We start from the raw sequence: 26,950 nt of genomic DNA on the forward strand, positions 1-26,950 counted from the left end.
GCTCGGTCGTGATCGGCGCACCACGGGCGCCGCGCTAACGCGCGTAGCTGCGTTGTTGGACGATCCGCATGATGCTGCGCTTGTATCGATCGCGCTCGGCGGGCGTTTCGGAGTGGTAGGAGCCGACGGCATCCCAGGTGTTGCCGTATTTCAGCATCTTGCTGCGCAAATGCCAGGCCGCGACGTACACGCTGACGCAAGGATCCATCAGGCTGTCGGTGGCGATGCCGTAGCCTGACAAATCCTTCAGATGGATCGAATTAATCTGCATCATGCCGTAGTCGATGGTGCCGTTGACGTTGCGGTGCAGCGCCGTGGCGCGGCCGCGCGACTCCTGCCAGGCGATGGCGCGCAACAAGTCGGGATGGACATGCTGGTAAACAGCGGCGGCGTCGAAGCAGTCGGCCATCGCCGAAGGCATAGCCAGGGACAAGGACGCGGCGAGGGAAATGGTCAGCGGACGTATCATGGATCGAACCACTCGGCAAAAATAGAGGCGTACAGCATAGCGTCGCGCCGCTGCGCGCCGGTCCCCCGCACCCGCACGGATGACGCGACAAACGAAACGGCCGGGCCTACAGGCCGGCGGCCGGCGCCGACACTTCCAGCTTGTAGCCGAGCGAATAAATGGTGCGCAGCCGGACCACACCGTCGCGACCTATCCCCAGCTTGCGCCGTAACTGATAGACATGCTGCTCGACCGTGCGCGCGCTGCACTCCTGCTCAGCCGGCGCCAGCAGCGTCGCCAGCTTGCGCTTGCTGAAGAAGGTGCCAGGGGTGGAGAAGAACAGCCACGCCATCGTGAATTCGCGTTCGCTCAATTCGATCCCCTGCCCGTCCCGGCGTAACGCGCGCTGCGTGCGGTCCAGCTGGTAGGGGCCGAGCGCCAGGCGTTCCGGCTCGGCGCCGCGTTCAGGCAGGACGCGCAACGCGCGCCGTACCCGCAGATACATCTCGTTCTGGTCCAGCCCGCCCACCAGCACGTCGCTGGCGCCGGCCGCGAAGGCCCGGAACATGCTGTCGCGGTCGGCGAACCGGCCATAGACAATGAGCTTGGGAGCCCGCCCTGGATAGCTGGCGCACCATCCCAGCAGTTCGCCCCCCATCGTCTCGAATGATGCGGTGTCGATCAGCAACAACGCGTAGGACAGTGCCCTCAGGGCGACCAGCAAGGCCTGGGAACAGTCAAAGTACTGACAGGCGACGCCGTCGGCCGCAAAGCATTGCGCGATCTTCGCACCATCCTGTTTGCTTTGGGTCAATATCGCGAAATTCACAGCAGCTCTCCTTGAGCGCAGCCCCGCCGACGGCCGGACTGCACAGACAACCTGTAGTTTGAGTACAGGTTCATCTTGACAGGAGCAACTACATATGCCCATCAGGAAATCTTGATAGTGTTGTAAGGTAAATGGAAAGCCCGGCTATTCATCGTCCTACACGATGCGCGGGGATGCTGACCTAGACCGCCAGCCAGGCGCCGGCGCCGCCTTGGGCACGCGCCAGCGCACCCAAGGCGGTGTAAGTTAGTTCCTCTGGACCGTGCTCGTCGGACAGGCTGGCGTGGCCGATCGAGACCGTGGCATCAGGCGTCGGCGCGCCCGGATCGACCTGGCGCGGCATGCAACGCAGACGGTCGGACAGGCGGCGCATGACGATAGAGGCGGCCTCGGCGTCGGCGCCGGGCAGCAGCACGGCGACGGTGCCGGCATCGTAGCGCGCCGCGCAATCGTCGGGGCGCAGCGCCGCCTTCAACAATGCCGCGATCCCGGACAGGATGGGCGCTTCGGCCTGCAGCATCAGCAGCGACAGCGGCTGCGCCGCCGCGCGGGCATGATCGACCGCCTCGGCCAGGCGTTCCTGCCACCAGTCGCGCTGGTGCAGGCCCGACACCGGGTCGAGCTGGCCCGGCGCCATTGCGGCGCTGTCCAGCGCCCGGCGCCGCTCCGCTTGCATCAGCGCGGTATGGGTGCGGAAGGTCTTGAGCGAGAGCAGGTTTTTGGCGAACACGGCGGAGCAATCGAGCAGGCGCCAGAAACGTTCGGTGTTAATCAGCAGCAGGAAAGTCTCGACCTCGGCGCGTGACGGCTGCGGCGCCGGCACGCCCAGCAGCATCTCCAGCGCGCCGACGCAGGCGCCGGCCAGCGCCACGGATTCCGGCGCGTCGGCCCGCACGCGGCCGGCCAGCACCAGTGCCAGCAACGGCGCGCCGTTGCGCGCCGCCGGCAGCGCTTCGCCCGCGGCCAGCCGGATCACCGGACAATCGGCCAGCACTTGCGCGACCCTGGGGTGGTCGCCGCGATCCGGCTGGAACAGGTCGATCTCGGCCAACGCGTAGCCGGCACGCGCGAACGTGGCGAAATGGTCCATGCGGCGGCGGGTGCTGCGCTAGTCGCGCGGCTTGCAGGCCAGCACGGTCGGAAACAGGCAGGCGCGGTCGTCGATGAACCGGATATCGGTGAAGCCGGCCTGCTCCAGCTGGTTCCGGGTCTGCTCATGGGTGCGGAAAGCGCTCCATTTCGCCTCGATGATGCGGACAAACAGCAGGTATTGCAACGCCAGCGCGGCCGGGTCGAGTTGCTCCATGCGCCAAGGCGACGCCGGCGAGAGCGTGGGCGGCGGGGTCAGGAAGCTGGTCAGCAACGTGCCGCCCGGCTTCAGCGCCGCATGGAAGGCCCGGTACAGCGCCACCACGCGCGCATCGTCCGGTTCATAGATGTTCAGGCCATTGCTGGTCAACACGTCGACCGGCGCCTGGCCCAAGCCTGACCACGCGTCCCGGCAATGCAGGGTCAGCCGCTCGGCCAGGCCGTTGCGGCGGGCCAGTGTCTGCGCGCCGGCGAGGGCCGCAGGATCGAGGTCGACCCCGACCAGGCCGACATCCGCCAGTCCGCAGTAGTCAAGCGACAGCAACTCCCCCATCAGCCCGCAGGGCAGCGAGGCCAACACCAAGCCAGGCCGTAGCAGCAGTTGCAACTGCTGGCGGAACACGCCATAACGCTCGCGCGTCGCCAACACCGCCGGCAGTTCCTCAACGATCATGCGTTCCAGCGGGCTGATGTTCGCCACTGCGTCGGCGGAACTGTAGCTCACCAGGCGATGCGTCCACTCGGCATTGAGCCCGCGGTTCGTCAGCAAGAAACGGCCCAGTTCGAAGCTGGACAAGGCCTCGAGCACCTCCAGTTGTTGCGCCACCGTGGCGCCGGGCATATCGCCGGCCTGGCTCAGCCGCGCGCGTATCGCCGGCAGCAACTGGTCCAGGCTGTACGCGGACTGACCACCATGGGAAATCAGTGCGGCGTCGGAAGGATCAAAGGGGAGTTTCATGGTCAACCTTGTGAAATAGGGGTACAGGGAGAGGGCCGGTTGCCACGCGCAAGCTGCCTGCCTACTCTACGGCAAACACTGCGCCTTGCCGGCGTTCAAACCGAATGCAAGTCGCGTTGGGCGAATCTGGCGCCCCCGGCCAACTCAATGTCGAGACTGAAGAAATCATCGCTTCCTGTCGTGCGGAAGCTGTAGGGAGGGTGGTCTCCGGTGGTACCTACACGTAGCAGGCCGCATGCGACGACGTCGTCGAGCCGGTGGCTGGCGTCGACTTGGGCACTGGCCGCGCTGCCGACCAGCAGCAGCCAAAGTAAGGTGAACAGTTGCACTGGATATCGATAGCGCACAGCTGCGTGCATGAATTTACCTCGTCGTGTATCGGTGTGCTTTGAATCGCACGAAAATCGTCATTCTACGCCGGTGCCCAGATGCCGGTGCGCGTCCTGGAGTGCCTACCACGGTGCGGCGCGGAAACCGCGGCGTGACGGCACGGCCAGCCACCATTCACAAATGCGACCAGAGCCTCCGCTGCACTAGCAGGTTTGGGGTGGGCGGCTGCGCGATCGGATTCAGCGCCGTGCGAGCCAGGCTACAGCTCATGGCTGTTGCAAGAGGGGGCAGCGGCTTATTGAGGAGGCCTGCATCTGGTGAATCCGCTTGCTGAGGAAACGTACAGTCGAGCGCCTCAACGAAGGTCAACCGAACCCTTTCAGCCGGGCATCGTGAAATGCAATGTCTGCGTCCGCAATTTTTGGTCTATTGCGCCAGCGCGTCGAATACCGCGTCGCGGATCTGTTCCACCGGTCCGACTCCGACGATACGGCGATATTGCGGTGCACCCGGCAAGCTCGAACGAGCCCAATTATTGTAATAAGCAAGCAGTACTTCGGTCTGGTTGTGGAACACCGATAGCCGCGTCGTGACGATTTCGGCCTTGTCGTCGTTGCGCTGAATCAGCGCTTCACCGGTAATATCGTCAACACCATCCACCTTAGGCGGATTGAATTTGATATGGTAAACGCGACCTGATGCCGGATGGGAACGGCGTCCGCTCATGCGTTCAACGATCAGTTCATCTGGTACATCGATTTCTAACACGTAATCAATATGGATACCGGCATCGACCATGGCGTTGGCCTGAGCAATGGTGCGTGGAAAACCGTCGAACAGGTAGCCATGTACGCAATCGGGCGCTTTGAGGCGGTCTATGACGAGACCCAGCATGATGTCGTCGGACACCAGCCCTCCTGTCTCCATGATTTTCTGGGCTGCCAGACCAAATTGCGTGCCTTCCTTAATGGCCGCGCGCAGCATATCACCGGTGGAAATATGCGGAATATTGTATTTTTCTTTGATGAGATTAGCTTGCGTCCCCTTACCTGCGCCGGGCGCCCCTAACAAAATGAGTCGCATAAAATTTCCTTATTCAGATAGTTAATAAGTTCTTCCACCGCGCTTCAACACGTATGGATACGGGAAACAGACGCTGCCACGACAGCACCCCAGAGTACAACGCGGCTGTCATCAATTCGAAATTCTGCGACGGACTTGCGCAGACCTGCCCAACATTTAATACCTGAGTGCAGCACTTGATTGCCTCCTGAACGCGCCCGGTAGCGAGCACGTTTCCAGTCCAGTCGCAACAAGGCGAGACATAGCGCCCCTATGCCTGCTTTCCCTCCGCCATACGCTTAGTGAGGCTCCTGTAGTTGCTGGAGAACCGCCGGATTCTCCAGCGTGGACACATCCTGCGTGATCACCTCGCCCTTGGCCAGTACCCGCAGCAAACGGCGCATGATCTTGCCCGAACGCGTCTTCGGCAAGTTATCCCCAAAACGAATCTCCTTCGGCTTGGCGATCGGACCAATCTCCTTGGCCACCCAATTGCGCAACTCCAGCGCCAGCTTCTTGGCCTCATCCCCAGTCGGACGCGCCTGCTTCAGCACCACGAACGCGCAGATCGATTCACCCGTCGTATCATCCGGCTTGCCCACCACCGCAGCCTCGGCCACCAGCGGATTGGCCACCAGCGCCGATTCAATCTCCATCGTCCCCATGCGGTGACCCGACACGTTCAGCACGTCATCGATACGCCCGGTGATGGTGAAGTAACCCGTATCCTTGTTCCGAATCGCCCCATCGCCAGCCAGGTACATCTTGCCGCCCAGCTCCTCCGGGAAATAGCTCGACTTGAAGCGCTCAGGATTGTTCCAGATGGTGCGGATCATCGAAGGCCAGGGACGCTTGACGACCAGGATGCCACCCTGCCCGTTCGCCACATCCACACCAGCCTCGTCCACGATCGCCGCCATGATACCCGGCAGCGGCAAGGTGCACGAACCCGGCACCATCGGCGTCGCGCCCGGCAGCGGGGTGATCATGTGGCCGCCGGTCTCGGTCTGCCAGAAGGTGTCGACGATCGGGCACTTCTCGCCGCCCACCTGCGTGTAGTACCACATCCACGCTTCAGGATTGATCGGCTCGCCCACCGTGCCCAGCAAACGCAGCGACGACAGGTCGTAATTTTTCGGATGCACTTTCGGATCCACGTCCGACGCCTTGATCAGCGAACGGATCGCCGTCGGCGCGGTGTAGAAGATGCTGACCTTGTGCTTGGCAATGGTGTCCCAGAAGCGGCCGGCGTTCGGGAAGGTCGGCACGCCTTCGAATACCACTTGCGTCGCGCCCACCGCCGTCGGACCGTAGGCGATGTAGCTGTGGCCGGTCACCCAACCGATGTCGGCCGTGCACCAGTACACATCGGTCGGCTTGATGTCGAACGACCACTTCATCGTCAGCGCGGCCCACAGCAGGTAGCCGCCGCTCGAATGCTGCACACCCTTCGGCGTGCCGGTCGAACCGGACGTGTACAGGATGAACAGCGGATGCTCGGCATCCACCCACTCCGGCTCGCACTCGGCCGCCTGGTTGGCGACCAGCTCATGCAGCCATAGGTCGCGACCGGCCTGGAAGTTGATGTTGCCGCCAGTGCGCTTGTAGACGATCACGTCCTTGATGGTGTCGCAGCCGCCCAGCCCCAGCGCTTCGTCGACGATGGCTTTCAATGGCAGGTTCTTGCCGCCGCGCAGTTGCTCGTCGGCGGTGATCACGGCCACCGCGCCGGCGTCGATGATGCGCTCCTGCAGCGACTTGGCGGAGAAGCCGCCAAACACCACCGAGTGCGTGGCGCCGATGCGCGCGCAGGCCTGCATCGCGGCCACGCCTTCGACCGACATCGACATGTAGATGATCACGCGGTCGCCCTTCTTGATGCCGCGCGATTTCAGGCCGTTGGCGAATTTGCAGACTTTCTCGTGCAATTCCTTGTAGCTGACGTTGACCGACTTGCCATCGTCCGCCTCGAAAATGATGGCGGTCTTGTCGGCGTTGCCGTTCTGCAGATTGCGGTCCAGGCAGTTGTACGAGACGTTCAGGTGGCCGTCTTCAAACCACTTGTAGAACGGCGCGTCGGCTTCGTTCAGTACTTTGGTGAACGGCTTTTGCCAGACCAGGTTTTCCTTCGCCAGGCGCGACCAGAAGCCTTCGTAGTCGGCCGCCGCTTCCGCGCACAGCGCGTTGTAGGCGTCCATGCCCGATACTGCGGCGCTTTCAGAAAAAGCAGCTGGTGCCGGGAAAATCCGGTTCTCCTGCTTGGAATATTCGATATCCAACACATGTCCTCCTAAACTAAAGTAATGAATTGCGTTTCATTGCGACCCGCGCACGTCCGCGATCAGTGCCAGCACCGTGTCGATTCGTAGATTGTCACAACAAATGGTCAGACCATCGGCAAACGCGGACGTCGTCAACTTGGTTAACACGGAGCCACTCGGCATTTCCACCGCGAGCCGCGCACCGCTTTCCCATGCAAGCTGTGCCGTTTCCGACCAATCGACTTGGTGTGCCATATTTCCAGCGAGATCTTCCGCAATACGCGCCGGGTCACGCAATGCGCGCGCCGCACTACTGCTCAGATAAACTGCGGATGGCTGCTGTAGCGTCACATCACGGAAAGCCGACCGCATTTCCTCAGCGGCCATCTCAAACAAAGGGCAATGCGACGGAACGTTGACGGCAAGTCGTTCGACTTTGCTTGCCCCGTGTTCGACTGCGAGTCGCATCACGGTCTGCATCGCGGCATCGGCGCCGGCAATCACCATCTGTCTGTGCGCATTAAGATTAGCAAGATAGACTGGGGTCGACGCGCTGTGTGTACATGCGATCAAGGGCTCCAACTGATAACGGTCCAGACCGGTAATTGCCGCCATCCCATGACCATAGGGGAAGGCGCTCTCCATCAACCGTGCGCGCCGGGCGACCAGTTTGACCGCATCCCTATGGTCAATCGAACCCGCAATGACCGCCGCAGGGTAGGCGCCGATCGATAGGCCGGCGACCATATCAGGAAAGGCGCCGTGCGCAATCAGCGTGCGTGCCATCGCAACGCCGGCAATTAACAAGCACAGCTGCACAGCTACCGTCGATGCCAACGCCTCCTGTGTATCCAGGTTGAGTGGATCTGCAGCGAGTACAGCCGCCGATTCGTCGAGTGTGCGCAGCACCTCGGGATGACTCGGTAACGCGTGTAACATCCCTGGGCGTTGCGCGCCTTGTCCCGGAAAGGTAAATAATATGCTCATGTCTGCCTCAGAGATGCCTGTTCATCATATGAGAATCCGGCGGGAATACGGCTGGCTCCCGCAATACGCTCCCGAAGGTCGGTCGGCGGAGCACAGGCCGCCCAGTCAACCCTTGGCCAAGGCGGTGCCTGACACTGCGTCCCCCTTGAGTCAAAGGTGGGCGGCGTCGGCAATGGCGTTCTCGTCGGCTTGCGCACTCATCACATCGCCCGCCGGAGATTTCCGCAAATGCATCCCGCCGTTCAACCAACTATCGCCTTGACCGAAAAATACAACACCGAAGGTCCCAGCAGGCAACCGAGGCCCGTATGAAACGTGGCGACCAGCGCACCATAGGGCACCAGCTTGCGGTCGGTTGCGGCCAGTCCTGCCGAGACGCCACTGACCGTGCCGGCCAGTCCACCAAACACCATCGCCGAGCGTGGCGTCTTAAGCCGAAGAAAACGCGCCGCAAACGGTGTCCCGACCATCACCATGATGGCTTTGATAAGGCCGGTGGCGATACTGAGCGCCATCACATCGGAACTGGCGCCGATCGCCGCCCCAGTCACCGGGCCGACGATGTAGGTCACGGCTCCAGCGCCGATCGTGGTCATGCTCACGGCGTCGGAATAACCGAATGCATAGGCCAGGCTGGCACCGACGACGAAGGGCAGGAACGTGCCAAGTAGTAAGGCGACGACGCCGATCAAGCCCGCTTTGCGCGCTTCCGCAGCCTGCACTTCGAAGGCGGTGGCGACAATTGCAAAATCGCGCAGCATGGCCCCCCCCATCAAACCGATACCTCCGAACAGGGATAGATCGGCCAGGCCCTTGTGGCCGCCGGTCTGGATTCCCCCCCAGTACGCCAACCCGAGGCCGATCATGATGGCGATGGCCGAGCCATGTACGCGTCCCAGGGTGAGGTGACGTGACAATTTCCCAGACAGCAGGATAATCAATCCCACCACGGCGAACGCGGTCACCAGACCATTTTGCGCAGCCGCTTTCTGAAGTATTTCTAACATGGCGTCACTCCTGTCCGATAAGGGGATTGTCGAATGCGAGGTCGGAAGCGGCCGATTCTAGCCGTGTTTCCATTCGATTCAACAGGGCGATGGCACACGCGCAGACCGTCACGGCGCCCAGCGCCGACAGTACCGCGACTGGTCCGCCGCGCAAGGCCGCCACCACATCTTGCTGCGCCGCCATCGCGACCACCACCGGAATATAGAGGGCCCCCCAGTATTCGACACCGATCTCGGTCAGCTTGGGGAGCAAGTCCTTGCGCTGCATATACAGGCGTATGCCTATCAGCAGCAGCATCGCGATACCGACTCCGCCTACGTTGGTGTGTACCCCCATGGCCTTGCCCAGCAGGTCGCCAAGAAAAATGCCTAGCAGGTGACAAGCTGCAAGCAATGCAGTGCCGTAGATGATCATGATGTGTCTCCTCGTTATGATGGAAGGTGAACTACTTTTTTATAATATTGTTGCACTGCCGTACATCGTTGCCACTGGTCTCTCTGCTAAATAACGGTGGCTAGTTAGTCCACTGCTCGCGCAACATGTCCCTTACCTTGGCCGAGGCCTGGCGATGCGGAGCGTCAAGCCGGATGGTGAGGTCGCGCGCCCGCTCGGCGAGAATATCGTCAAGCGCCGCCCGCAAGTTGAACTGAACGATGTCGAGTGCTTCCCGGGTAGGCTCATCCGGGCGCGGGATAGTCAGACAGCGCCACAAAATACCCAGCGATGCGAAGTTCTGTATGTCATAAGCCATCGGTGGGACGGTTGCAGCCAGCGCCTCAAGCGCCTCGATCGACCGCAGCGTTATGCGGGCTGCCGATTCCTTACCCATGGCGTGCACCATTACCTGGGCGTCGTCAAACGCGATCAGGCGGTTGGCTTGATAGCCGTGTGCAAGAAAAGCCCCCGACATCGCTTTGCCAACTATGAGTCCAATGACGGGATGTCCGTCCAGACGAGCTTGCGCATATGCGCCGGCCGCCCCTGCCAGAGCCTGGTGTATGCCATAGCCCTCCTCGCGCCTGCCGTAGGCTTGGCTCGGGACGTCAATGACGGCAATGATGGGCCGTTTGAGGGCGCTGCTACGATCCGCCGCGATCACCTCTTGGACGGCGCGGGCCAGTTGCCAACCTTCGATCAATCCAACCTCGCCGTTGCGCGCGCGCGGAAAACGATTGTCAGGATCTGGTAGCACGGCAAGATAACGAGCCGCCTGACCTGCCAGGGCCGCATCAACGACCCGTACCGAGGCAGGGTAGCCAGCCAGCGGTACGGCATTGCCGGTCAGAGCGGAAAGCCATCGTTCGCCGCGACCGAGGTTCGGAGTGTTCATACTGGATTTCCCTTCCCGTAAAGTGAGCGTATCGTCTCCGGCGTGACTTGAACCGTCGCATCGACTTCGGCCAAACGTGCCAGGAATCCTGCCACCTGGTCGCTGCGATGCTGGACCGGCAATCCACGTGCAAACAATTCGACGATCTGAGTACGGATCAGTTCGACATCGTCCTCCACGCAGACGTCCACCAACTGGCTCCGGTAGCGCTGCTCTCCGCCCGTCAAGCTCCAGATCAAAGAACGGTCACGGGCATCGAATTCGGTGATACCGGCCTCTTGTTCGATGACCGCGGGGCCGTTCAGGCCAAGACGAGCCTCTTTCGTGACGATCAGATAACTGCACAGCCCCGCGGCGATCGACATGCCGCCATAGCAGCCTACGGTGCCGGCTGAAATCCCTATCACGGGTTGGTAGCGGCGCAGATCGACGATGGCAGAATGTATCTCCGCAATCGCCGCCAGGCCAAGGTTCGCCTCCTGCAGCCGTACGCCCCCCGTTTCAAATAGCACGACTGCTTTGGTCGGAGTTCCTTTGCGGTTGTCGTCGGCCGCTAACTCAAGCGCACCGGCAATTTTGGCGCCGCCAACCTCGCCCATGCTACCGCCCTGAAAAGCCCCTTCAATGGCGAGCAGTACCACCGGCTGGCCAGCGATCGTCCCCTTGGTCACCACCACCCCGTCGTCCGACTGGGCGACCACTCCTTGCATGGGCAGCCACGGGGAGGCCATTCCGTCAAACGGGCCTATCAGTTCACGCATGGAGCCGGTATCGAGCAATGCCCCGGCCCGACTCCGCGCGTTGCGTTCGATAAAGCTGTCGCGATGCAAATATCCTGGAGAATTCATATGCTCCTCATTTCCTATCCGGTTCATGCAATGCCTCGAAAGCCTGTTCAAGCCGCATGCGCACCACGCCGGGTGTCGCGCCGCAGTCATTGATCTCGATTTTTGCTGCCGGCAATAACGTCGTCGTAAAAATTCGCGTCAACAATGCCTTCCAGACCTTGGCCATACCGTGGACAGAGGTATGGATGACGATGCTGGTCGCACCGGGCGCGTTCGGCGCTAACAATACCTCCAGATCGCCAGATCCAACCACGCCAACCAGGACGCGCCGCGCCGCCGACCCGCCAGCGGGATAGTCATACACAAGTTTTTCCATGATCGCTCTCTTCGGTTCAATTGGGTTAGACCACGTCGAGGCGGTCCAGAAATAGCGTAGCCGCCAACAGGTCGGCCGCGCCGCCCGGCGACACGTTACGTGCTAACAAATCATCCTCCAGTTGCCGCATCGCCAATTGGCCGGACACGCAATTGGCCCCTCCTGCGACCAAAACACGTTGTGCACCGGCTTGCATGGCAAGCAGGGCGTCTTCTCCGCCACGTGACAACACGCAGGTGTCGTCCAACTGCTCGATAATCGCCAGCAACGCGTTAAGCCGGCAGGCATTTTCACTGTCGCCACGGACCCGGGCTTTCCACAGGGCAGGCAACGCGATGTCTATGACATGCGGAAAATTTTCCTGGGCTTGGGCGCGAGCCCCACCCACGCCGTATTTTCGGCAGGCGTGCTCGCCCTTATTACCTGTCGTTAAGGGCGCAAATTTGTCCGGGTGGCGGGCGATGGCGCCTGCGCGTGCCGCCACCTCGGCCGGTCCCAGCGCGGCGCGGTCTTGTGCGGCCGCCGTGACGAGCAAGCCCAGCGCCCAAATCGCACCGCGATGGGTGTTGACACCATCGGTCGCGTTCATCATGGTCGCCTCGGCATGGCGGCCCAAGCCGCCAACGCGTTCACGCAGAACGCGCGGATCACGGATGGTTGCGCCAGCAATTGCCATGGCCTTAAAGGACGGGTGCAGCGCCCATGCAGAATGGCACATCAGCGCCCAATCGAGATCGCGATGCGCGCCGCCACCACGCAAATCAACCAGGCCTGGCTTGGGTGTCAAGGTGGCCTCGTCTATCAGGGCGCCCACCACCTGGTCAGCCAGGTGCGAAGTCCATCGCGCCTGCCGGCACGCTGGAACATCGGCGATCCGACTCCGCCTGGCAGCGATGGCCACTGTCATCACCAGCTCCGGAATTTAGCGGGGGGGGTGTACAAGCCACCTGACCAATCGACCAGATCGGCAACGCTCTTCGCCGCCAACAGTGAGCGCGTAGCATCTGTGCGCTTCACTCCCATATCTTCCGGCAGCGCGATCAAACCATCTCGGCGCAAGCTGACAGTGGTTTTTGCATCATGGGTCAGACCGATTGGTGTCACGCCAGCGACGGCCGCCAGCATCGCTTTCCGCTCGTCGAGCGAGCGCGCCTTGTAGAGGTAAGCGATTCCTTCCTCCGTCAGCACATGGGTCACGTCGTCGCCGTAGATCATGACTGGCGCAATGGGCATGCCACTGTCGCGCCCCACTTGCACTGCATCGAGCGACTCAACAATCGTCGGCTGACCGCCATCCTGAAACGTCTCCACCATCTGTACCACCAGTTTCTTGCCGCGGGTCAGCGGATCATCGGTTTCAATCATGTCGAGCCAAGCCGGCGTGGCATGGCGCCTGCCGTGCGGATCGTGGCCCATATTCGGCGCGCCGCCAAAGCCTGTCAATCGACCGCGCGTCACGGTCGACGAATTGCCGAGTCCGTCCATTTGCAGGGTCGAGCCGATAAAAAGGTCGACCGCATATTGGCCAGCCAGTTGACATAGGGCGCGGTTGGACCGCATTGAACCGTCGCGGCCAGTGAAGAAGACGTCGGGCCGGGCCGCAGCATAATCTTCCATGCCCAGTTCGGCGCCGAAACAATGAACGCTCTCGACCCAACCGGACTCGATCGCCGGGATCAATGTTGGATGGGGATTCAATGTCCAATTCCGACAAATCTTACCCTTGAGTCCGAGCTGTTCGCCATAGGTGGGCAAAATCAATTCAATCGCGGCGGTATTGAAACCGATGCCGTGGTTCAGCGATTGCACTTGGTGACGCTCGTAAACGCCGCGGATCGCCATCATCGCCATCAAGATGTGTAGCGGTTTGATCAGGCGCGGATCGCGTGTAAACAGCGGCTCGATGAAGAATGGCTTGTCGGCCTGGACCACGAAGTCGATCCAGGAACCCGGGATATCCACGCGCGGCAGATCGGATGGATCGTCAACTATTTCATTGACCTGGGCGATTACAATGCCGTCGCGAAATGCTCCTGCCTCGACCAGTGTTGGCGTATCCTCGGTACTCGGCCCCGTATACAGATTGCCCTGGCGGTCAGCTTTGTAACCGGCCACCAGCACCACGTTCGGTGACAGATCGACGTACAGGCGAGCATACAATTCGACATAGGTATGGATCGCGCCAACCTCGAGTAGTCCATCCTGGAGAAACTGCGAAATGCGCAGACTTTGGGCTCCTGCGAAAGCAAAATCAAGTTTGCGCGCGACACCACGCTCAAACAAATCCAGATGTTCCGGCCGGCTCACACTTGGCATGATCAGGTGAAGGTTGTTCACTTTAGATGGATCAATTCGCGCCAGAGAGCGTGAAAGAAAATCTGCTTGTTTCTGGTTATTCCCTTCAAGCACGACGCGATCGCCCGAAACGATCAGTGCTTCCAGTACCGCGACCATGTCATCGGCCCGCAATATCGGGCCGTTACACATATGACGAACTAAAGCCAGACGCCGCTGTTTTTCCGTGCGACGTTTATTCCAGTGCGGTCCGGGTGATGCGCTCGCTACCATGGTTGCTCCAAGAATTCGATCATCTTGCAACCATCTTAGGGATGTGACCGGCGGGCAACAATCACTCCCAAGCGCACTTTATTACTGTAGAGTTAATTGTTGTTCGTGATTTGGGCTTTATCCTGGCGCCAGTGTTTCACATAATGCTAGCGTCAGCGGCATCTTGGCGGCGGATCATTTTTCATGCTGGTGCGTGAATCAGTGCGACAAAACGAGGGAATCATGGCAATCGATGAAGAAATCACGCTGAAAAAGCTGGAAGTGTTCTTGGCCTTCATGCAGACGAACAAATTGGCAAGCGTCGCGGAAACGCTGGGGCAGAGCACCGTCAGCGTGCACCGCGCCTTGCATTCGCTGGAGGAAGGCATGCGCTGCCCTCTGTACAAACGGGTGGGGCGCAATCTGGTCCCGCTGCATACGGCGTATAAGTTCGAGGAGTACGCCAAGCGCGTTTTGGATGAATGCGAAGAAGGCGTACGCAAGGTGCGGGAGTTGGCGGGTGTCAATGCCACGCGGCTTAAGATTGGCTCCCTGTACTCGCTCACCTTGCACTGTATTCCGCAGCTCGTCATCGGCGTCAAGTTGCGTAAGCCCGGACTCGACATTGATTTAACGCTCGGTTCCAATCAGGACTTGCTGCTGCATCTGGAAGAGGGCAGGCTGGACGCCATTGTTATCGGCATCCAACACCCCATTCACAATAGCGAACTGATGTCCGTTCCACTTTTTAACGATGATATTTTTCTCGCTGCGCCTTCGGAGTCACCTTATTCCGGGCTGCAGCAGATCGACCTGCAAGATCTGCGCACCGAAAAATTCGTCACGCTCAATGAAGGTTTCGTCACCTCCCAAAGCTTCACCCACGCATTCGAACTTGCGGGCTTTGCGCCAGATATCACGATGCGGGTTGGCGATATCTTCTCGCTAATCAATCTGGTCAGCGGCGGCATCGGATATACCCTGTTACCTGGCCGTGTCCGGACGTTCAGTCCGCGTATCCGACTCATCCCGTTGGCCCAAAAATACTCCTCTCACCAAAGCATCATTTTGCTTATGGCAAAATCCCGCGAACGAGACCCGAATCTACTCGCGCTGGCCGCGGAGTGCCGCATGTACGGACGACGCGATTTGGGCGGGCAAACAGCTCCGCTGCCAGATGATAGCCATTGCTAAACAGCTGTCTCACAGAGGCGTCGTCGGACCAGGTCGATAACAAGCAGGCCGCCCCCTGGCGTTCTGAGATAGGCGTCACCGGCTGTCACTTGTCAGCGATGCATGAGCTTACTTGTAGACGCCGCAGGTAATCACCACATCACCGTATTTTTCAATATACAAGGACTTAGGCTCGATTTTTTTGCTCACGGGATTAACAAAACTATAGTCCTGCCAACCTGTCCCTTTTGTCTTGGCAATTTCTAGCCGCTCTCGTATAAAGTACACCCCATTTTGATCTTTGATATCGATGAGATCCTTGCCCACCATCCGTGGGTTGGCCCCATGGGCCAGATTTTTGCCGGTCATGGTGTAAATCATGACATACAGGTCACGGTCGACGAATTTTCCATTGCGGTCATTGACCTCCTCTATGGTCGTTTCCAAGCCCTTTTGCTTGATCTCGGCGATGGCCTTTTTTACCATCGCAATCGCTTCTTCGCTAGTCCCCTTTTCAGCGCAAAAAGCACTGTCGAAATGGCCGAAAATCAATACTCCGACCATGATGTAGGCGTATAGCTTTTTCATGTTTTGCCTCCTTCTTTTAAGAATCAGTGAGTGATGCGGTATCGGGATGACTGGATTAAAAAATGCAATATATTGCAGCTCCCACATGCAGGATAACGCGCCCAGGTCTCAAGATCATTTAACGTGACAGTAATGATCGACTTTCCGGCTTGATTGATGGGCCAGCCACCGTTCCCTATCTTGTCATCAAGATGATCATTTCCCGGTCGCAATAATGAATGGTCTACCGGCGTCGCCTGCCATAGTGTCGCCAACCCAACCTCGGACCGGTCTAAATGAGTGCTTCGATGCCCGGCAAATCCAGTTCTACAACCTTGGTTTGTCTAGGTTAGGTCGGCGGGGCGGCACACGCGAGATTCAAGAGCTAGATCTGGGAGCAGTCACATGGGCATGAATACGAGAGAAAACGGTTACGGTTATACCGCGCACGACTTACTTTGGGCAGCTGACCCGCGCGACCTGACCGTCATGGCACCACTTCCCCATTGGATTGATGCCGATTGGCTCACTTGTGCGCCGGTTGTCGTCCGTCGCGAATCGGCCCCTGGCACGGCCCCGATTCCCGTCGGGATACGCGGCCAGGCCCGCAATGAACGTCACCAGACCTATCTGGCCAGAAAGTCTGTCATACGCAGCGTCAAGCCCGAGATGCTGGCGCGCGCGATGGCTTGCGGGTTGATGGCATTTCACCGTGAGTTCGCGGCATTGCGGACCTTACAAGTCCTTGCTCCTCAGCTTGATGCCATGGGTTTAGTTTGGGGACCAACCGGAGGCGTCGGCTTCGAATTGGCCAGCGGCTTACCGGTGCTACGTCCTGATAGCGACCTGGATCTGGTCGTCCGCGCAGCGGCGCCACTTTCCGTTGAGATAGCCGACGCGCTAAGGGCGATGAACCGGTCCGCGGGATGCCGGCTTGATATCCAAATTGACACGGGCCATGGCGCATTCGCATTGATGGAATGGAGAGCCGACTGTCGACAGATCTTGCTCAAAACTGACTCTGGTCCTCTGCTGACCAGTGATCCATGGCGTTTGCATATGCGAAGGACATCAGGTGAGGCGCGCCAACCATAACCATCGTACCTATTCCTAGTCGGGATGCCGCGCGCGCCTACATGCCGCAGCAACTGTCGAAACACGACGACGTGAGGTCTAGCCGCACCAGGTCGCTGCCGCTCCACACAGCCGCTATGGTGGTACCGCTGGGGCATCTAACTGTTTGTGCATCGACAGCACGGTGATTACAACGGCCACTTTGATTGCCCGGAACGTTTACTTCCACATTTTTTAGTGATATTGCGGTCCAAGCGTGTGCCGCGACTGACAGCAAGCGAGTAGTGACCGCCTGTTAAAACGTCACCGTTTTCGGCCAGATCGGTTCGGCGGCATATTGATTCATAGGACCTTGTAATGCGCGAAATGCGGCAATCCATTGCCCTACAATTTAAGGAGGCCAAATTGGACAGCATTTCTGCTGCAATCAAAGTGTTCAATTTAATGGGGGGCTCAACACGGACTACTGTTTTACGGCGATGCCCACCGTTATGTAAACGGATACTTATCATGCGGCTATGCATGTCGAAGCTCCTGAAATACGTGACCCCGGTCGTATTGGGTATGTTTCTATGTTCAGGCCAAGGCTGTTGCCTCACAAAAATTCGCGTCGCTGCTCAGTTAGGAACGGATCCAAAATTCATACAAATGGACGACGGCAGCATCATTGGTTTATGTATCGATATCATGCGTGCAATCGAACACGTGGATCCGACCTTGAAATTTATCGGTGATCAACACTGGATGCCGCTAACCAGGATATCTGCGGAACTGACTGCCGGCCAACAAGACGCAGCCTGCGCGATGCAATATACGGAAGCGCGTAACAACAAATTTCTTTTCCTGGAGCCAGCGCTTTATCCGGTCGACTTCATGCTCTTGGCTAGGGCCGATGATCCGATTCGAATCAGTAATTGGGACAATCTCCGTGAATTTATTCCCAAGCCTATCGTATTAGTCAATCGCGGATTCGGTGCCAGCGCCATTTTGGCAGAAGTGGGAGGGATTCAGGTCGACGCCAATACCACCGATACCAAACAGAACTTGAATAAATTGGTCGCGGGCCGCGCTCGCCTATATTTTCATCGAGGTCCAGGGTTGGTCCATATCCTGGAACGGGCGGGGGTCGTCCGGAAAATACGAGTCCTGCCAGTGTCCATGCTGCACACCACATTCCATTTCGTAGTCGGAAGGCATTTAGCCCCGGAAATTGTCAACCATATCCGATACGCGCTAGTACTGCTAGATCAAAATGGTGAACTTGACCGTCTGTATAAAAAGTGGAACTAGCGTAGTGGATTGTACAGAGGGAATGCAGAGCGCACCAAAGCACTTGCCCCAGCCTGTCTGCGCTGGGCGAGTATGAGGCATGAGGTTTGAATTTATGAAACGATGACGTAAGCCAACTGAACACGGAAATTGGAGAAAGAAAAATGAATATTGGAAATCTGAAAATCGGCACTCGTCTGGGTGCGGGCTTCGCCATCGTCCTGCTGCTGTTATTGTTCATCGCGGGACTCGGGATCAGCCGTCTGGCTGCCCTCAAGGACAATATGGACGAAATCGTCAATATCAACGATGTCGAGGGACGTCTTGCGATAGCGATGCGAACGACGATTAGCGACCGCGCCACCGCAATCCGCAATCTGATATTGCTCACAGACGAGGCAGAGATGCAGCCCGAAATGGGCCGCGTCAAGATGCAAAATGCGCTGTATGCGGAAGCGGAGGATAAGTTGGGAAAAATGTTCGCGAATTCACCTACCACTTCGAACCAGGAAAAGGCGTTGTTTGCAAAAATCAAGGTTGAAGAGCGCGCCGCGATGCCTGTATTGATGCGAATCGCCGAACTAGGACTGGCCAACAAAAGTGAAGAGGCTACCAAGCTCCTGTTCGTCAACCTTCGCCCGATGCAGAGGGCCTGGTTTAATAGCGTTTCCGAACTGGCCGACTTGGAAGACAAGATGAATCAAGAGTCCATCTCTGATGCGGAAAAGGCATATTCCAGCGCACGCACCCTGATGATAACGCTCAGCATCTTCGCCACAGCACTTGGCGCATTTGTCGCATGGCTAATTGCTCGTGGCATTACCCGTCCGATCGAGCAAGCGGTGCGCGTGGCGCAGATTGTCGCTTCAGGTGATTTGACCCATCAGGTCAACGTTGAAACTAGCGACGAGACCGGTCTGTTGTTGCAAGCGCTCAAAGAGATGAACGCCAGTCTGGTCAATATCGTTGGCCAGGTGCGCACCGGCACTGACACGATCGCCACCGCGTCTAGTCAGATTGTAGCGGGCAACCTTGAGCTATCCTCCCGCACCGAGCAGCAGGCCAGTTCGCTGGAGGAAACCGCATCCTCGATGGAAGAAATGACCTCGACCGTCAAGCAGAATGCCGATAATGCGCGCCAAGCCAACCAGTTGGCGATATCGGCATCCGAAGTCGCGATCAAGGGAGGAGCGGTTGTGTCGCAAGTGGTTGGTACCATGGAGTCGATCAACGCATCGTCCAAGAAAATCGTCGATATCATCGGGGTGATTGACGGCATCGCGTTTCAGACCAATATCCTGGCACTGAATGCGGCGGTGGAAGCGGCCCGCGCCGGGGAACAAGGGCGCGGGTTTGCCGTCGTCGCCAGCGAGGTCCGCAACCTGGCTCAACGTTCGGCCAGCGCCGCCAAGGAAATCAAGACCTTGATTGGAGATTCGGTAGACAAGGTCGATATCGGTACCAAGCTGGTCGACCAGGCCGGGTCGACCATGCAGGCCATCGTCGAAAGTATCAAAAGCGTGACAGACATCATGGAGGAAATCACATCGGCCAGTCAGGAGCAGACCTCCGGCATTGAGCAAATCAATCAGGCCATCACCCAGATGGATCAAGTCACCCAGAAAAATGCTGCGCTGGTGGAAGAGGCCGCCGCCGCCGCTGGATCGCTACAAGACCAAGCCGGCGGCTTGGCGCAAGTGGTCAGCGTATTTAAGCTCAACTCTATGCACGCAGTGGTCGTCGCACCGTGGCAGGCGACCGGCCCAGGGATTAACGCTGTTCCGAATCCGACCTCGTCTCGCAAGGCCAGCCTGCCGACGAAGAGCGTGAAGCCGTTGAAACAGGTAACGAATTCGTCCGCCTCCACAGGTAGTGATTGGGAAGAATTCTAATGCCGGTTGTCGTGGTGTGAGACTTGAGTCCGGTGGAGAACAGGGGGATGGCGTAAATTTTTGAGAATGTGTCCCTCGGGCGTGGGCGCCTGCCAGATCGATACGCATCCAGCCGTTGACGACGACGACGTTATCACGTGCCGTTGACTTGTTCAGCGCCGCAACGACCGAGGGGAACCGGCACAGCGGATTTTATCACGGAGTCGGACAGCACCTGGATGACGCAAGCGTCCAGCATCAACTTACCTTGGTTAGAGGCGCTATCACTAACACGTTTCTGCTAGCCTGAACTCATTGACGACTTGCGCCAGACCGCTGGCCTGATCTCGCAAGGATTGTGACGCAGCGGTGGCCTCCTCCACCAACGCGGCATTTTGCTGAATTGCTCCATCCATCTGAGTAACAGCTTGATTGATTTGCTCAAGGCTGGAGGCCTGCTCTTGACTGGTCGCTGCGATTTCATTCATCGCGACAGTCACGTTGTTAATGCTTGCAACAATGACTTGCATCGCTGTTCTTGCCTGCTCAACCAGCTGCGTGCCGGCATCAACCTGCTGTGCAGAGGCGCCGATCAATGACTTGATCTCCTTAGCTGCCCCGGCAGAGCGCTGCGCTAGGTTGCGAACCTCGCTGGCGACGACGGCGAAGCCCCTGCCTTGCTCTCCCGCACGGGCAGCTTCCACTGCTGCGTTTAAAGCCAGGATATTGGTTTGGAAGGCAATCCCGTCAATGACACCGATGATGTCCGCGATGGTCTTGGACGATTGGTTAATCGAGTTCATCGTATCGAACACCTTGAACATCACCACTCCCCCTTCGTCCGCCGCGTCGGAAGCGGACAGCGCCAGCTGGTTGGCTTGCCGCGCCCGATCGGCGTTCTCTCTCACGGTCGAGGTCAGTTCCACCATCGCGGCAGCAGTTTCTTCTAGTGCACAGGCCTGCCCTTCCGTTCGGATGGAGAGGTCGAGGTTGCCGCTGGCGATCTGGCCGGACGCGGTAACGATCGCGTCCGCGCCGCTGCGTACTTGCGAGACGATATTGCTTAAGCCGCCGTTCATATTCTTCAGCGCAGCCATCAGCTGGCCCGACTCATCGCGGGAATGTACGGCGATGTCGGCGGTCAAATCGCCATCGGCAACACGGTGGGCCACGGTGACCGCTTCGCCGAGCGGACGAGTAATACTTTTCGCCAGCCACCAGACGAAGACGACGCTAAACATCAGCGCCAGCAACATCAGCACCACGATCAGTATCGTGGCGGAGCGCGCCGCCGAGTCGATTTCATCTGCCATCGCATCAATCGTAGTGCGCTGTAATTTCAAAAAATCTTGCATGAGATTTTTGTATCTTGCGGTAGCGGGTACGAGTACTTGCGTGAAAATACGCTGGCTCTCTTCCAGTTTTCCGGCACTCTTCAGTCTGGACAGCTCGGTTCGGGAAGACAGATAAACCTTGCGCTGTTCGGAAATCTGCTGAAATAGCCTGGATTCGGCCTCGCCCTTGGGCAGCGCCGCTAGTCTGTTTTGAAATTCGGATGAACTCTTGGAGGACGCCGCCATCTCCTCAGTAAAATAGGCGGCCAACGATGGATCGCTGCTTTTCGCGATCGCTGTGGCTCTGGCCAAGGATGTGCTTAAGTTGCCATACCAGTCGGAAATCAGTCGCTCCTTAGCCAGCGGCAACTCCATCATATCGCGCGTTGCTTTGGCTACCGCGTGGAGATGCCAGATACCGATACTGGTAACGCACATGAATATTGCCAGGATCATAGCCAACCCAAGTCCCAGTCGTTTGCCGATGCCAAAATTATTGAATATATTCATTTTTATCTAAAATCCGTTCAATACGGCCGAGCATATATTGTCGGTAGCAATGAGGTTCACACGAAGGTAGGAACCAGCGGCCCGGGATCGCGTGTGATTTTTTACATTGCGAGGCGCGCTATGTGCCTAAATAAGAAAGCCCGATCTGACAGGTTCAGGTCGGGCTTTTTTCGTCACCGAAGCTCGGTGATCAGTGCTTTTCAGGCATGGCGGACGAGTGGTGGCTGGTGATCAGCCACTCCTGGCCGAACCATTTGTAAGTGAAGCTGTAACGGGCCTTCACTTCCTTGCCATTTGCGAATTTAAACGTGTACAGGCCGGCGTCAACCGCGCTGTTGCATTTGACCTCGATATGGCTGCTGTCGATCGTTCCGACCGGTTTCCCTTCAAGGAAATGCTCGAAATAGTCTTTCTTTTCTTCCGGGGTCAGACGCGGCTTGTTCGACACAGTCGCCAGCAGGACAGACTTCTTGGCGTAATTGGCCACGACCTTGTCCGGGTCGCCGGTCTGCAGCGAGGCGTTCCAGCGATCGAACAGAGCGGAGATTTCCTTTTCCGAAGCAGGGTGGCAGGTTTCGGTCGTCGCCGCGTAGGTATTCGTTACCAGAATAAAGCAAGCCAGCGGGAGCATACTCAAATAGCGCATCTAATTCCTTCGTAATGGATTGGTCAAGCGGGTTGGGAGACGCGAAGTATTGTCGTTAATGCCTCGCTGCGCCATCAGGAAAGCTGGTAGGTGATCGTAAGGAAGTCCTGAAATTCTTGTAAGGGAAATGGCCGGCGCGTCTGCGCTGCTTTGAAAAAAGGCAGGCGTGGTGAAGCCGGCGTCTGATCAAATTTTTTAGCGACAGCAAGACCTGCAATACGATCACCAGCAGCGGCTGGCGCGGGAGCGCCGTCCGGCAAGAGCGCACGTTCGAGCACCATTTATTGATGCGAAGTTCGATCGCCACAAACGAAGGCCGCGCCCTTCGGCATGAAATGGCTGATATATCCTGCGGTCTTCCGACACTCCCGGTGGATGAACCTGTCAAAGCTCATATTCTGGTGAGTTCGGCCAAACATAGCATTGAGTCGGAAGCGAAAGTGGCCAGGTTGGACAGGAAACCACTCTGCAAGACTTCATGCATATCGTAAAGTACCCTTACACGGAGCATCATTAATGAAACCAAACAAAATTTTAATCGCCCTGGCCGTCGCGGGATCAGCGAATACCTATGCCTCCGATGCCGCCGTCAATACGCAATGGGGCCAAATCGCCGAACCGGCCTACCCCGCGGCCATCTGCGGCCAGCCGCTGCCGGCGCGACTCATCCCGGTGAACGCATCGCTCGACACCCTGGATAACGATCCATCCCGCTCGCAGCCGGATACGGTTCGTATCCAAGCCGCGATAGACGCCTGCCCGATCGGGCAGGCGGTGAAGCTGGTTGTAGGATCCGCCGGAGAGTCCGGGTTTCTCAGCGGACCATTGAAGCTCAAGTCGGGCGTGACGCTGTGGGTTGACGCCGGAGTGACGCTGTTCGCTTCGCGCAATCCCACGGACTACGATACCGGCTCCGGCACCTGTGGCACCGCCGGAAAAACCGGCGGACGGACCTGCAAGCCGTTCATTCTGGCCGATAAAACGGCCAACAGCGGCGTCGTCGGCGGCGGCATTATCGACGGACGCGGCGGTAGTCTGGTCACCAGCGGAACCAATGCCAACGCGCGCAGCTGGTGGGACGTGGCTTACCAGTCGCGCTCCGCCGGCCTGACGCCGCAAACCTTCCGCATCCTGCAAATTCAGAACGGCACGGACTTCACCCTGCATGGCATTACACTGCAGAACTCGCCCAACTTCCACGTCTGGGGTTATGGCGTGACCGGGCTGACGGCTTGGGGCATCAAGGTGCTGACGCCCAGCCTGGTCTACACCAAGAGCGGTTATCAGTGCCCCGCGGGGACGACGCCCGATGTCGTCACGCCGGCCACCTGCTTCACGCCGGACACGGCGATCAACACCGACGGCTTCGACACCGGCTACTCCAGCAAAGTGTTGCTCGCGTATTCGTATATCAGCGTGGGCGACGATCATGTCGCGATCAAGTCGAGCTCAAGTCCGGGCGCCCATAATCACAGCTACGCGCATAACCACTTCTATTACGGTCATGGGCTCTCGATCGGCAGTGAAACCAATGCGGGCGTGAGCGACATCGCGGTCACCGACTTGTCGATCGACGGCTTCGACAGCGGCACCAGTGGTGGCCTGCGCATCAAATCGGACTCCTCCGTAGGCGGCAAGGTCTCCAATGTCAGCTACAGCGGCATCTGCACGCGCAATATCAGCCACCCGCTCACCTTCGATTCGTTCTATAGCGCCTCAAAGGGATCGTTGTTTCCGAGCTTCACAGGCATCGCGGTCCGCGATTTCCATCATCTGGGTAGCGTCAAGTATAAAGGCGGTACGCTGACCTTCGCCGGCTACGCGCTGAATGGGCAAAACAATCTGCTGGCTATCACGTTGGACAATGTGGTTTTCGACGCCACCCAGCCGACCTACACTACCGGCCACAACGGAATATCGCTTGATCCCTACGCCACGCAGTTTACGCTGGGCGCTGGGCCGGTCAGTTTCGCTTCGTCCATAGTGGCAGCTTCCGCCAGCAAAGTGACGATCACTGGCAGCGGCACCGGTCCAGGCACCGCCAGAGATTGCAGCACCGCGTTCGTACCATTGAAATCTGTTTTGCGTACGTCGCCGATCTGACGGCGGCACTCCAAACAGTATCCTGCGAACCCGATAACGGCAGTCGCCGTTATCGGGTTCACGCACGAATATATCCAGGTATGCGCCCGTCGACACCTGGTTCCTGATCCCATCCCAGACGGCATCGTCATCTCGTTTGTATCCAAACGCCTATTGGCCTTGGTCGACACCTCACCCATTCCCGCGATATGGGCGAGGGTCGCCCAAGCGCGCCTGCCATGATCTGCCGCAATGTAAGAATCTCCCTACCGCAATATGGGCATTTGGCGGATATGTAGAATTTTACCTATGTGATATCGTTAATTCCTGTAGGAAATTAATTAAATCATGAAAAATGCCACGTAGGTCGCACTATGGAAAATAATATTATTACGCCCGCACATACGCATGCCAGCACGGACTACGTTCGCGAGTCTCCCCGCTTGCGCTTACTCTGCGCCCGAAGACCGGGCTCAAACCTCGAGTGACGTTTGCGTCAGCAGCTACCACGCCAAGCCGCCGTTAGTTTGAAACGGTACACATACGCCCCGGTTCTGCGCACTATCCCTTTCCCACTCAAATCAGCCCAGCCATACGCAGTAACTCGTTCGCATGGATGCGCCGATGCAGTACATGCCGATCCTGATCGTTGTGATCATGTTCGTGTCTTTGAAAGACATCAGGCTAATCGAAAGAGCAGCGGCGCGGAGCCTGAGTGTCTGTTGATATTACCGAAATCAAAAAAGGAATGAAGTATGAGTATCGGAAATTTGAAAATCGGAACCCGGCTGGGCTGGGCTTTTGGTCTGATGCTGGCGCTATTGGCGACGAGTACGTTGTTTGCGATCTCAGGCCTGCAAAAATTAAATGAGGGCACTGATAAAATCGTTAACGACAAATATCCCAAGGCGGCGTACGCGTATGAGGTCTTGGATATTGTGAATCGCAATGCGCACGCCATGCGCAACATGCTGCAGTGGGACGATGCAACGGCAGTGGAGAAAGAGCATCAAATTATCCTCAGTAATAAAAAGGAAAATAGCAGCACTATTTCCAAGCTTGAGATGCTGGTCAAGTCAGATGAGGGCAAGGCCCTGTTAAAAAATGTCCTTGAAGCCAGATCGCAATATGGGGTCTCGCAACAAGAATTCATGACGCTAGCGCTCGCCGGGAAAAAAGAGGAAGCCAAGGCCTTGCTGCTAGCCACCGTGAACAAGGATCAGCGTGCGTATTATGACGCCGTCAAGAGCTTGATTCGGCACCAGACTGAAGCGGTCACCATTAGCGGGCACCAAGCCGAGGTCACCTATCAGAACACGCGCGTGACGCTGCTATGCCTTGCCGCTTTGGCCGTCGTACTGGGAAGCGCCGTGGCGATTTGGATTACGCGATCCATTGTTATTCCCCTGCGCAAAGCGGTAGACATCGCGCATACAGTTGCAGCCGGAGATTTGAGCAGTCACATCGAAGCCACTACGCAAGACGAGACCGGCCTGTTGCTGCTCGCGTTGAAAGACATGAACCTCAGCCTCGTCAAGATCGTTGCCGAGGTACGTACCGGCGCGGATACGATAGCTGCCGCCTCCGGTCAGATAGCCAGCGGCAACCTAGACCTGTCGTCGCGTACCGAGCAGCAAGCCAGTTCACTTGAAGAGGCCGCATCTTCAATGGAGGAACTGATCACTACCGTTAAGCAGAATTCCGACAATGCACGTCAGGCAAGCAGTTTGGCCGCATCCGCGTCCAGAGTCGCCGTCAAAGGCGGCGCGGTGGTCACCCAGGTGGTCGACACCATGGGTTCCATCAACGAATCGGCCAGAAAGATCGTCGACATCATTGGCGTCATCGAAGGCATTGCTTTCCAGACCAATATCCTCGCGCTCAATGCGGCAGTGGAGGCCGCCCGTGCCGGCGAGCAAGGTCGGGGCTTTGCCGTCGTCGCTTCCGAAGTGCGGAACTTGGCCCAGCGTTCGGCGGCAGCCGCCAAGGAAATTAAAACCCTGATCGACGATTCGGTTGAGAAAGTGGATGCCGGCAGCAAGCTGGTGGGCCAGGCCGGAGCGACCATGGGTGAGATTGTCGATAGCGTAAAACGCGTCACCGATATCATCAGCGAAATTACCACCGCCGGTCTGGAACAGACGGCAGGGATTGAACAAGTCAATCAAACGATCGTTCAGATCGATCAGAGCACCCAGCAAAACGCCTCATTGGTGGAAGAAGCCGCGGCGGCCTCTCAATCGCTGCAGGATCTGGCGGGAAACCTGACTCACGTGGTCAGCGTTTTCAAGATTGATGCCGCGTATGACATCATCGTCGCGCCGCTGAGCACAAATCGCCACTCAACTCAGGCCGGAGGGCGCGCGCCGTTCATGCAGCCTCGGTTAACGCAGTTTTGACACCCGCGCGCT

General features: G+C 58.2%; 25 protein-coding genes. 6 read left to right on the forward strand and 19 right to left on the reverse strand.

The features are described from left to right. Positions 1 to 34 precede the first annotated feature (34 nt). The 15 genes from D0T21_RS28065 to mdcA form a co-directional block, all read right to left on the reverse strand. On the reverse strand, positions 35 to 469 hold the full coding sequence (locus tag D0T21_RS28065) for a lytic transglycosylase domain-containing protein (RefSeq protein ID WP_116993275.1): 435 nt from the start codon (positions 467 to 469) through the stop codon (positions 35 to 37). A gap of 106 nt (positions 470 to 575) precedes the next feature. Then, positions 576 to 1,277, reverse strand: coding sequence for a response regulator transcription factor (locus D0T21_RS28070; protein ID WP_158568065.1), 702 nt, complete (start codon positions 1,275 to 1,277; stop codon positions 576 to 578). A 181-nt stretch (positions 1,278 to 1,458) separates the two neighbouring features. Further along, positions 1,459 to 2,367 (reverse strand): diguanylate cyclase domain-containing protein, encoded by a 909-nt coding sequence (locus tag D0T21_RS28075; RefSeq protein ID WP_116993277.1) that lies wholly within the window; start codon positions 2,365 to 2,367, stop codon positions 1,459 to 1,461. Positions 2,368 to 2,385: 18 nt separating this feature from the next. Next, complete coding sequence (locus D0T21_RS28080) at positions 2,386 to 3,324, reverse strand: cyclopropane-fatty-acyl-phospholipid synthase family protein (protein WP_116993293.1); 939 nt, start codon at positions 3,322 to 3,324, stop codon at positions 2,386 to 2,388. 95 nt (positions 3,325 to 3,419) lie between these two features. Beyond that, positions 3,420 to 3,683, reverse strand: coding sequence for a hypothetical protein (locus tag D0T21_RS28085; RefSeq protein WP_116993278.1), 264 nt, complete (start codon positions 3,681 to 3,683; stop codon positions 3,420 to 3,422). A 397-nt stretch (positions 3,684 to 4,080) separates the two neighbouring features. Continuing rightward, positions 4,081 to 4,737, reverse strand: coding sequence for an adenylate kinase (adk, locus tag D0T21_RS28090; RefSeq protein WP_116993279.1), 657 nt, complete (start codon positions 4,735 to 4,737; stop codon positions 4,081 to 4,083). Between the two features lie 278 nt (positions 4,738 to 5,015). After that, positions 5,016 to 6,998, reverse strand: a complete 1,983-nt coding sequence (gene acs, locus D0T21_RS28095; protein ID WP_116994572.1) for an acetate--CoA ligase — start codon at positions 6,996 to 6,998, stop codon at positions 5,016 to 5,018. Between the two features lie 33 nt (positions 6,999 to 7,031). Continuing rightward, positions 7,032 to 7,964 carry a malonate decarboxylase subunit epsilon gene (gene mdcH / locus D0T21_RS28100; RefSeq protein WP_116993087.1) on the reverse strand — a complete coding sequence of 311 codons (933 nt, stop codon included), beginning with the start codon at positions 7,962 to 7,964 and terminating at the stop codon, positions 7,032 to 7,034. A 242-nt stretch (positions 7,965 to 8,206) separates the two neighbouring features. After that, complete coding sequence (gene madM, locus D0T21_RS28105; RefSeq protein ID WP_116993089.1) at positions 8,207 to 8,971, reverse strand: malonate transporter subunit MadM; 765 nt, start codon at positions 8,969 to 8,971, stop codon at positions 8,207 to 8,209. Positions 8,972 to 8,975: 4 nt separating this feature from the next. Continuing rightward, positions 8,976 to 9,386 (reverse strand): malonate transporter subunit MadL, encoded by a 411-nt coding sequence (madL, locus tag D0T21_RS28110; RefSeq protein ID WP_116993090.1) that lies wholly within the window; start codon positions 9,384 to 9,386, stop codon positions 8,976 to 8,978. Positions 9,387 to 9,486: 100 nt separating this feature from the next. After that, positions 9,487 to 10,302 carry a biotin-independent malonate decarboxylase subunit gamma gene (gene mdcE, locus D0T21_RS28115; RefSeq protein ID WP_116993092.1) on the reverse strand — a complete coding sequence of 272 codons (816 nt, stop codon included), beginning with the start codon at positions 10,300 to 10,302 and terminating at the stop codon, positions 9,487 to 9,489. Then, positions 10,299 to 11,150: a biotin-independent malonate decarboxylase subunit beta gene (locus D0T21_RS28120; protein ID WP_116993094.1), complete on the reverse strand. Its 852-nt coding sequence runs from the start codon at positions 11,148 to 11,150 to the stop codon at positions 10,299 to 10,301. The genes mdcE and D0T21_RS28120 overlap by 4 nt, the downstream gene beginning before the upstream one ends. A 7-nt stretch (positions 11,151 to 11,157) precedes the next feature. Further along, positions 11,158 to 11,466, reverse strand: a complete 309-nt coding sequence (locus D0T21_RS28125; RefSeq protein ID WP_116993095.1) for a malonate decarboxylase subunit delta — start codon at positions 11,464 to 11,466, stop codon at positions 11,158 to 11,160. 25 nt (positions 11,467 to 11,491) lie between these two features. Further along, complete coding sequence (locus D0T21_RS28130) at positions 11,492 to 12,373, reverse strand: triphosphoribosyl-dephospho-CoA synthase (protein WP_116993096.1); 882 nt, start codon at positions 12,371 to 12,373, stop codon at positions 11,492 to 11,494. Next, on the reverse strand, positions 12,373 to 14,034 hold the full coding sequence (mdcA, locus tag D0T21_RS28135) for a malonate decarboxylase subunit alpha (RefSeq protein WP_116993097.1): 1,662 nt from the start codon (positions 14,032 to 14,034) through the stop codon (positions 12,373 to 12,375). Before mdcA ends, D0T21_RS28130 begins: the two co-directional genes overlap by 1 nt. 222 nt (positions 14,035 to 14,256) lie before the next feature. On the opposite strand from mdcA, the gene D0T21_RS28140 reads away from it, so the two are divergent. After that, a complete protein-coding gene (locus D0T21_RS28140) occupies positions 14,257 to 15,207 on the forward strand; it encodes a LysR family transcriptional regulator (protein WP_116993098.1) in 951 nt (316 codons plus the stop codon). A 108-nt stretch (positions 15,208 to 15,315) separates the two neighbouring features. Here the strand turns inward: D0T21_RS28140 and D0T21_RS28145 are convergent, their stop codons facing one another. Beyond that, on the reverse strand, positions 15,316 to 15,774 hold the full coding sequence (locus tag D0T21_RS28145) for a cache domain-containing protein (RefSeq protein ID WP_229211667.1): 459 nt from the start codon (positions 15,772 to 15,774) through the stop codon (positions 15,316 to 15,318). A 384-nt stretch (positions 15,775 to 16,158) separates the two neighbouring features. Between D0T21_RS28145 and D0T21_RS28150 the strand changes: the two genes are divergently transcribed. The 3 genes from D0T21_RS28150 (at position 16,159) to D0T21_RS28160 (ending at position 19,988) form a co-directional block, all read left to right on the forward strand. Then, positions 16,159 to 16,848, forward strand: a complete 690-nt coding sequence (locus tag D0T21_RS28150) for a malonate decarboxylase holo-ACP synthase (RefSeq protein WP_229211668.1) — start codon at positions 16,159 to 16,161, stop codon at positions 16,846 to 16,848. A gap of 501 nt (positions 16,849 to 17,349) precedes the next feature. Continuing rightward, entirely contained in the window at positions 17,350 to 18,117 is a 768-nt protein-coding gene (locus D0T21_RS28155) for an ABC transporter substrate-binding protein (protein ID WP_158568066.1), read from the forward strand. 143 nt (positions 18,118 to 18,260) lie between these two features. After that, positions 18,261 to 19,988: a methyl-accepting chemotaxis protein gene (locus D0T21_RS28160; protein ID WP_116993100.1), complete on the forward strand. Its 1,728-nt coding sequence runs from the start codon at positions 18,261 to 18,263 to the stop codon at positions 19,986 to 19,988. 266 nt (positions 19,989 to 20,254) lie between these two features. On the opposite strand, the gene D0T21_RS28165 is transcribed toward D0T21_RS28160, so the two are convergent. The 3 genes from D0T21_RS28165 to D0T21_RS31890 all read right to left on the reverse strand — a co-directional run bounded on the left by D0T21_RS28165 (position 20,255) and on the right by D0T21_RS31890 (position 22,738). Beyond that, on the reverse strand, positions 20,255 to 21,811 hold the full coding sequence (locus D0T21_RS28165) for a methyl-accepting chemotaxis protein (protein ID WP_116993101.1): 1,557 nt from the start codon (positions 21,809 to 21,811) through the stop codon (positions 20,255 to 20,257). A 190-nt stretch (positions 21,812 to 22,001) separates the two neighbouring features. After that, positions 22,002 to 22,442, reverse strand: a complete 441-nt coding sequence (locus D0T21_RS28170; RefSeq protein ID WP_373886637.1) for an SgcJ/EcaC family oxidoreductase — start codon at positions 22,440 to 22,442, stop codon at positions 22,002 to 22,004. Positions 22,443 to 22,531: 89 nt separating this feature from the next. Beyond that, complete coding sequence (locus D0T21_RS31890; RefSeq protein ID WP_147328192.1) at positions 22,532 to 22,738, reverse strand: hypothetical protein; 207 nt, start codon at positions 22,736 to 22,738, stop codon at positions 22,532 to 22,534. A 235-nt stretch (positions 22,739 to 22,973) separates the two neighbouring features. On the opposite strand from D0T21_RS31890, the gene D0T21_RS28175 reads away from it, so the two are divergent. Next, the gene (locus D0T21_RS28175) at positions 22,974 to 24,560 is read left to right on the forward strand and encodes a glycoside hydrolase family 28 protein (protein ID WP_116993103.1); all 1,587 of its coding nucleotides are present in this window, start codon (positions 22,974 to 22,976) and stop codon (positions 24,558 to 24,560) included. Between the two features lie 734 nt (positions 24,561 to 25,294). Beyond that, positions 25,295 to 26,938, forward strand: a complete 1,644-nt coding sequence (locus D0T21_RS32785) for a methyl-accepting chemotaxis protein (RefSeq protein ID WP_116993104.1) — start codon at positions 25,295 to 25,297, stop codon at positions 26,936 to 26,938. The last annotated feature ends 12 nt before the right edge of the window (positions 26,939 to 26,950 follow it).

The organism is Duganella sp. BJB476, from assembly GCF_003416895.1.
Taxonomy (GTDB): domain Bacteria; phylum Pseudomonadota; class Gammaproteobacteria; order Burkholderiales; family Burkholderiaceae_D; genus Rugamonas.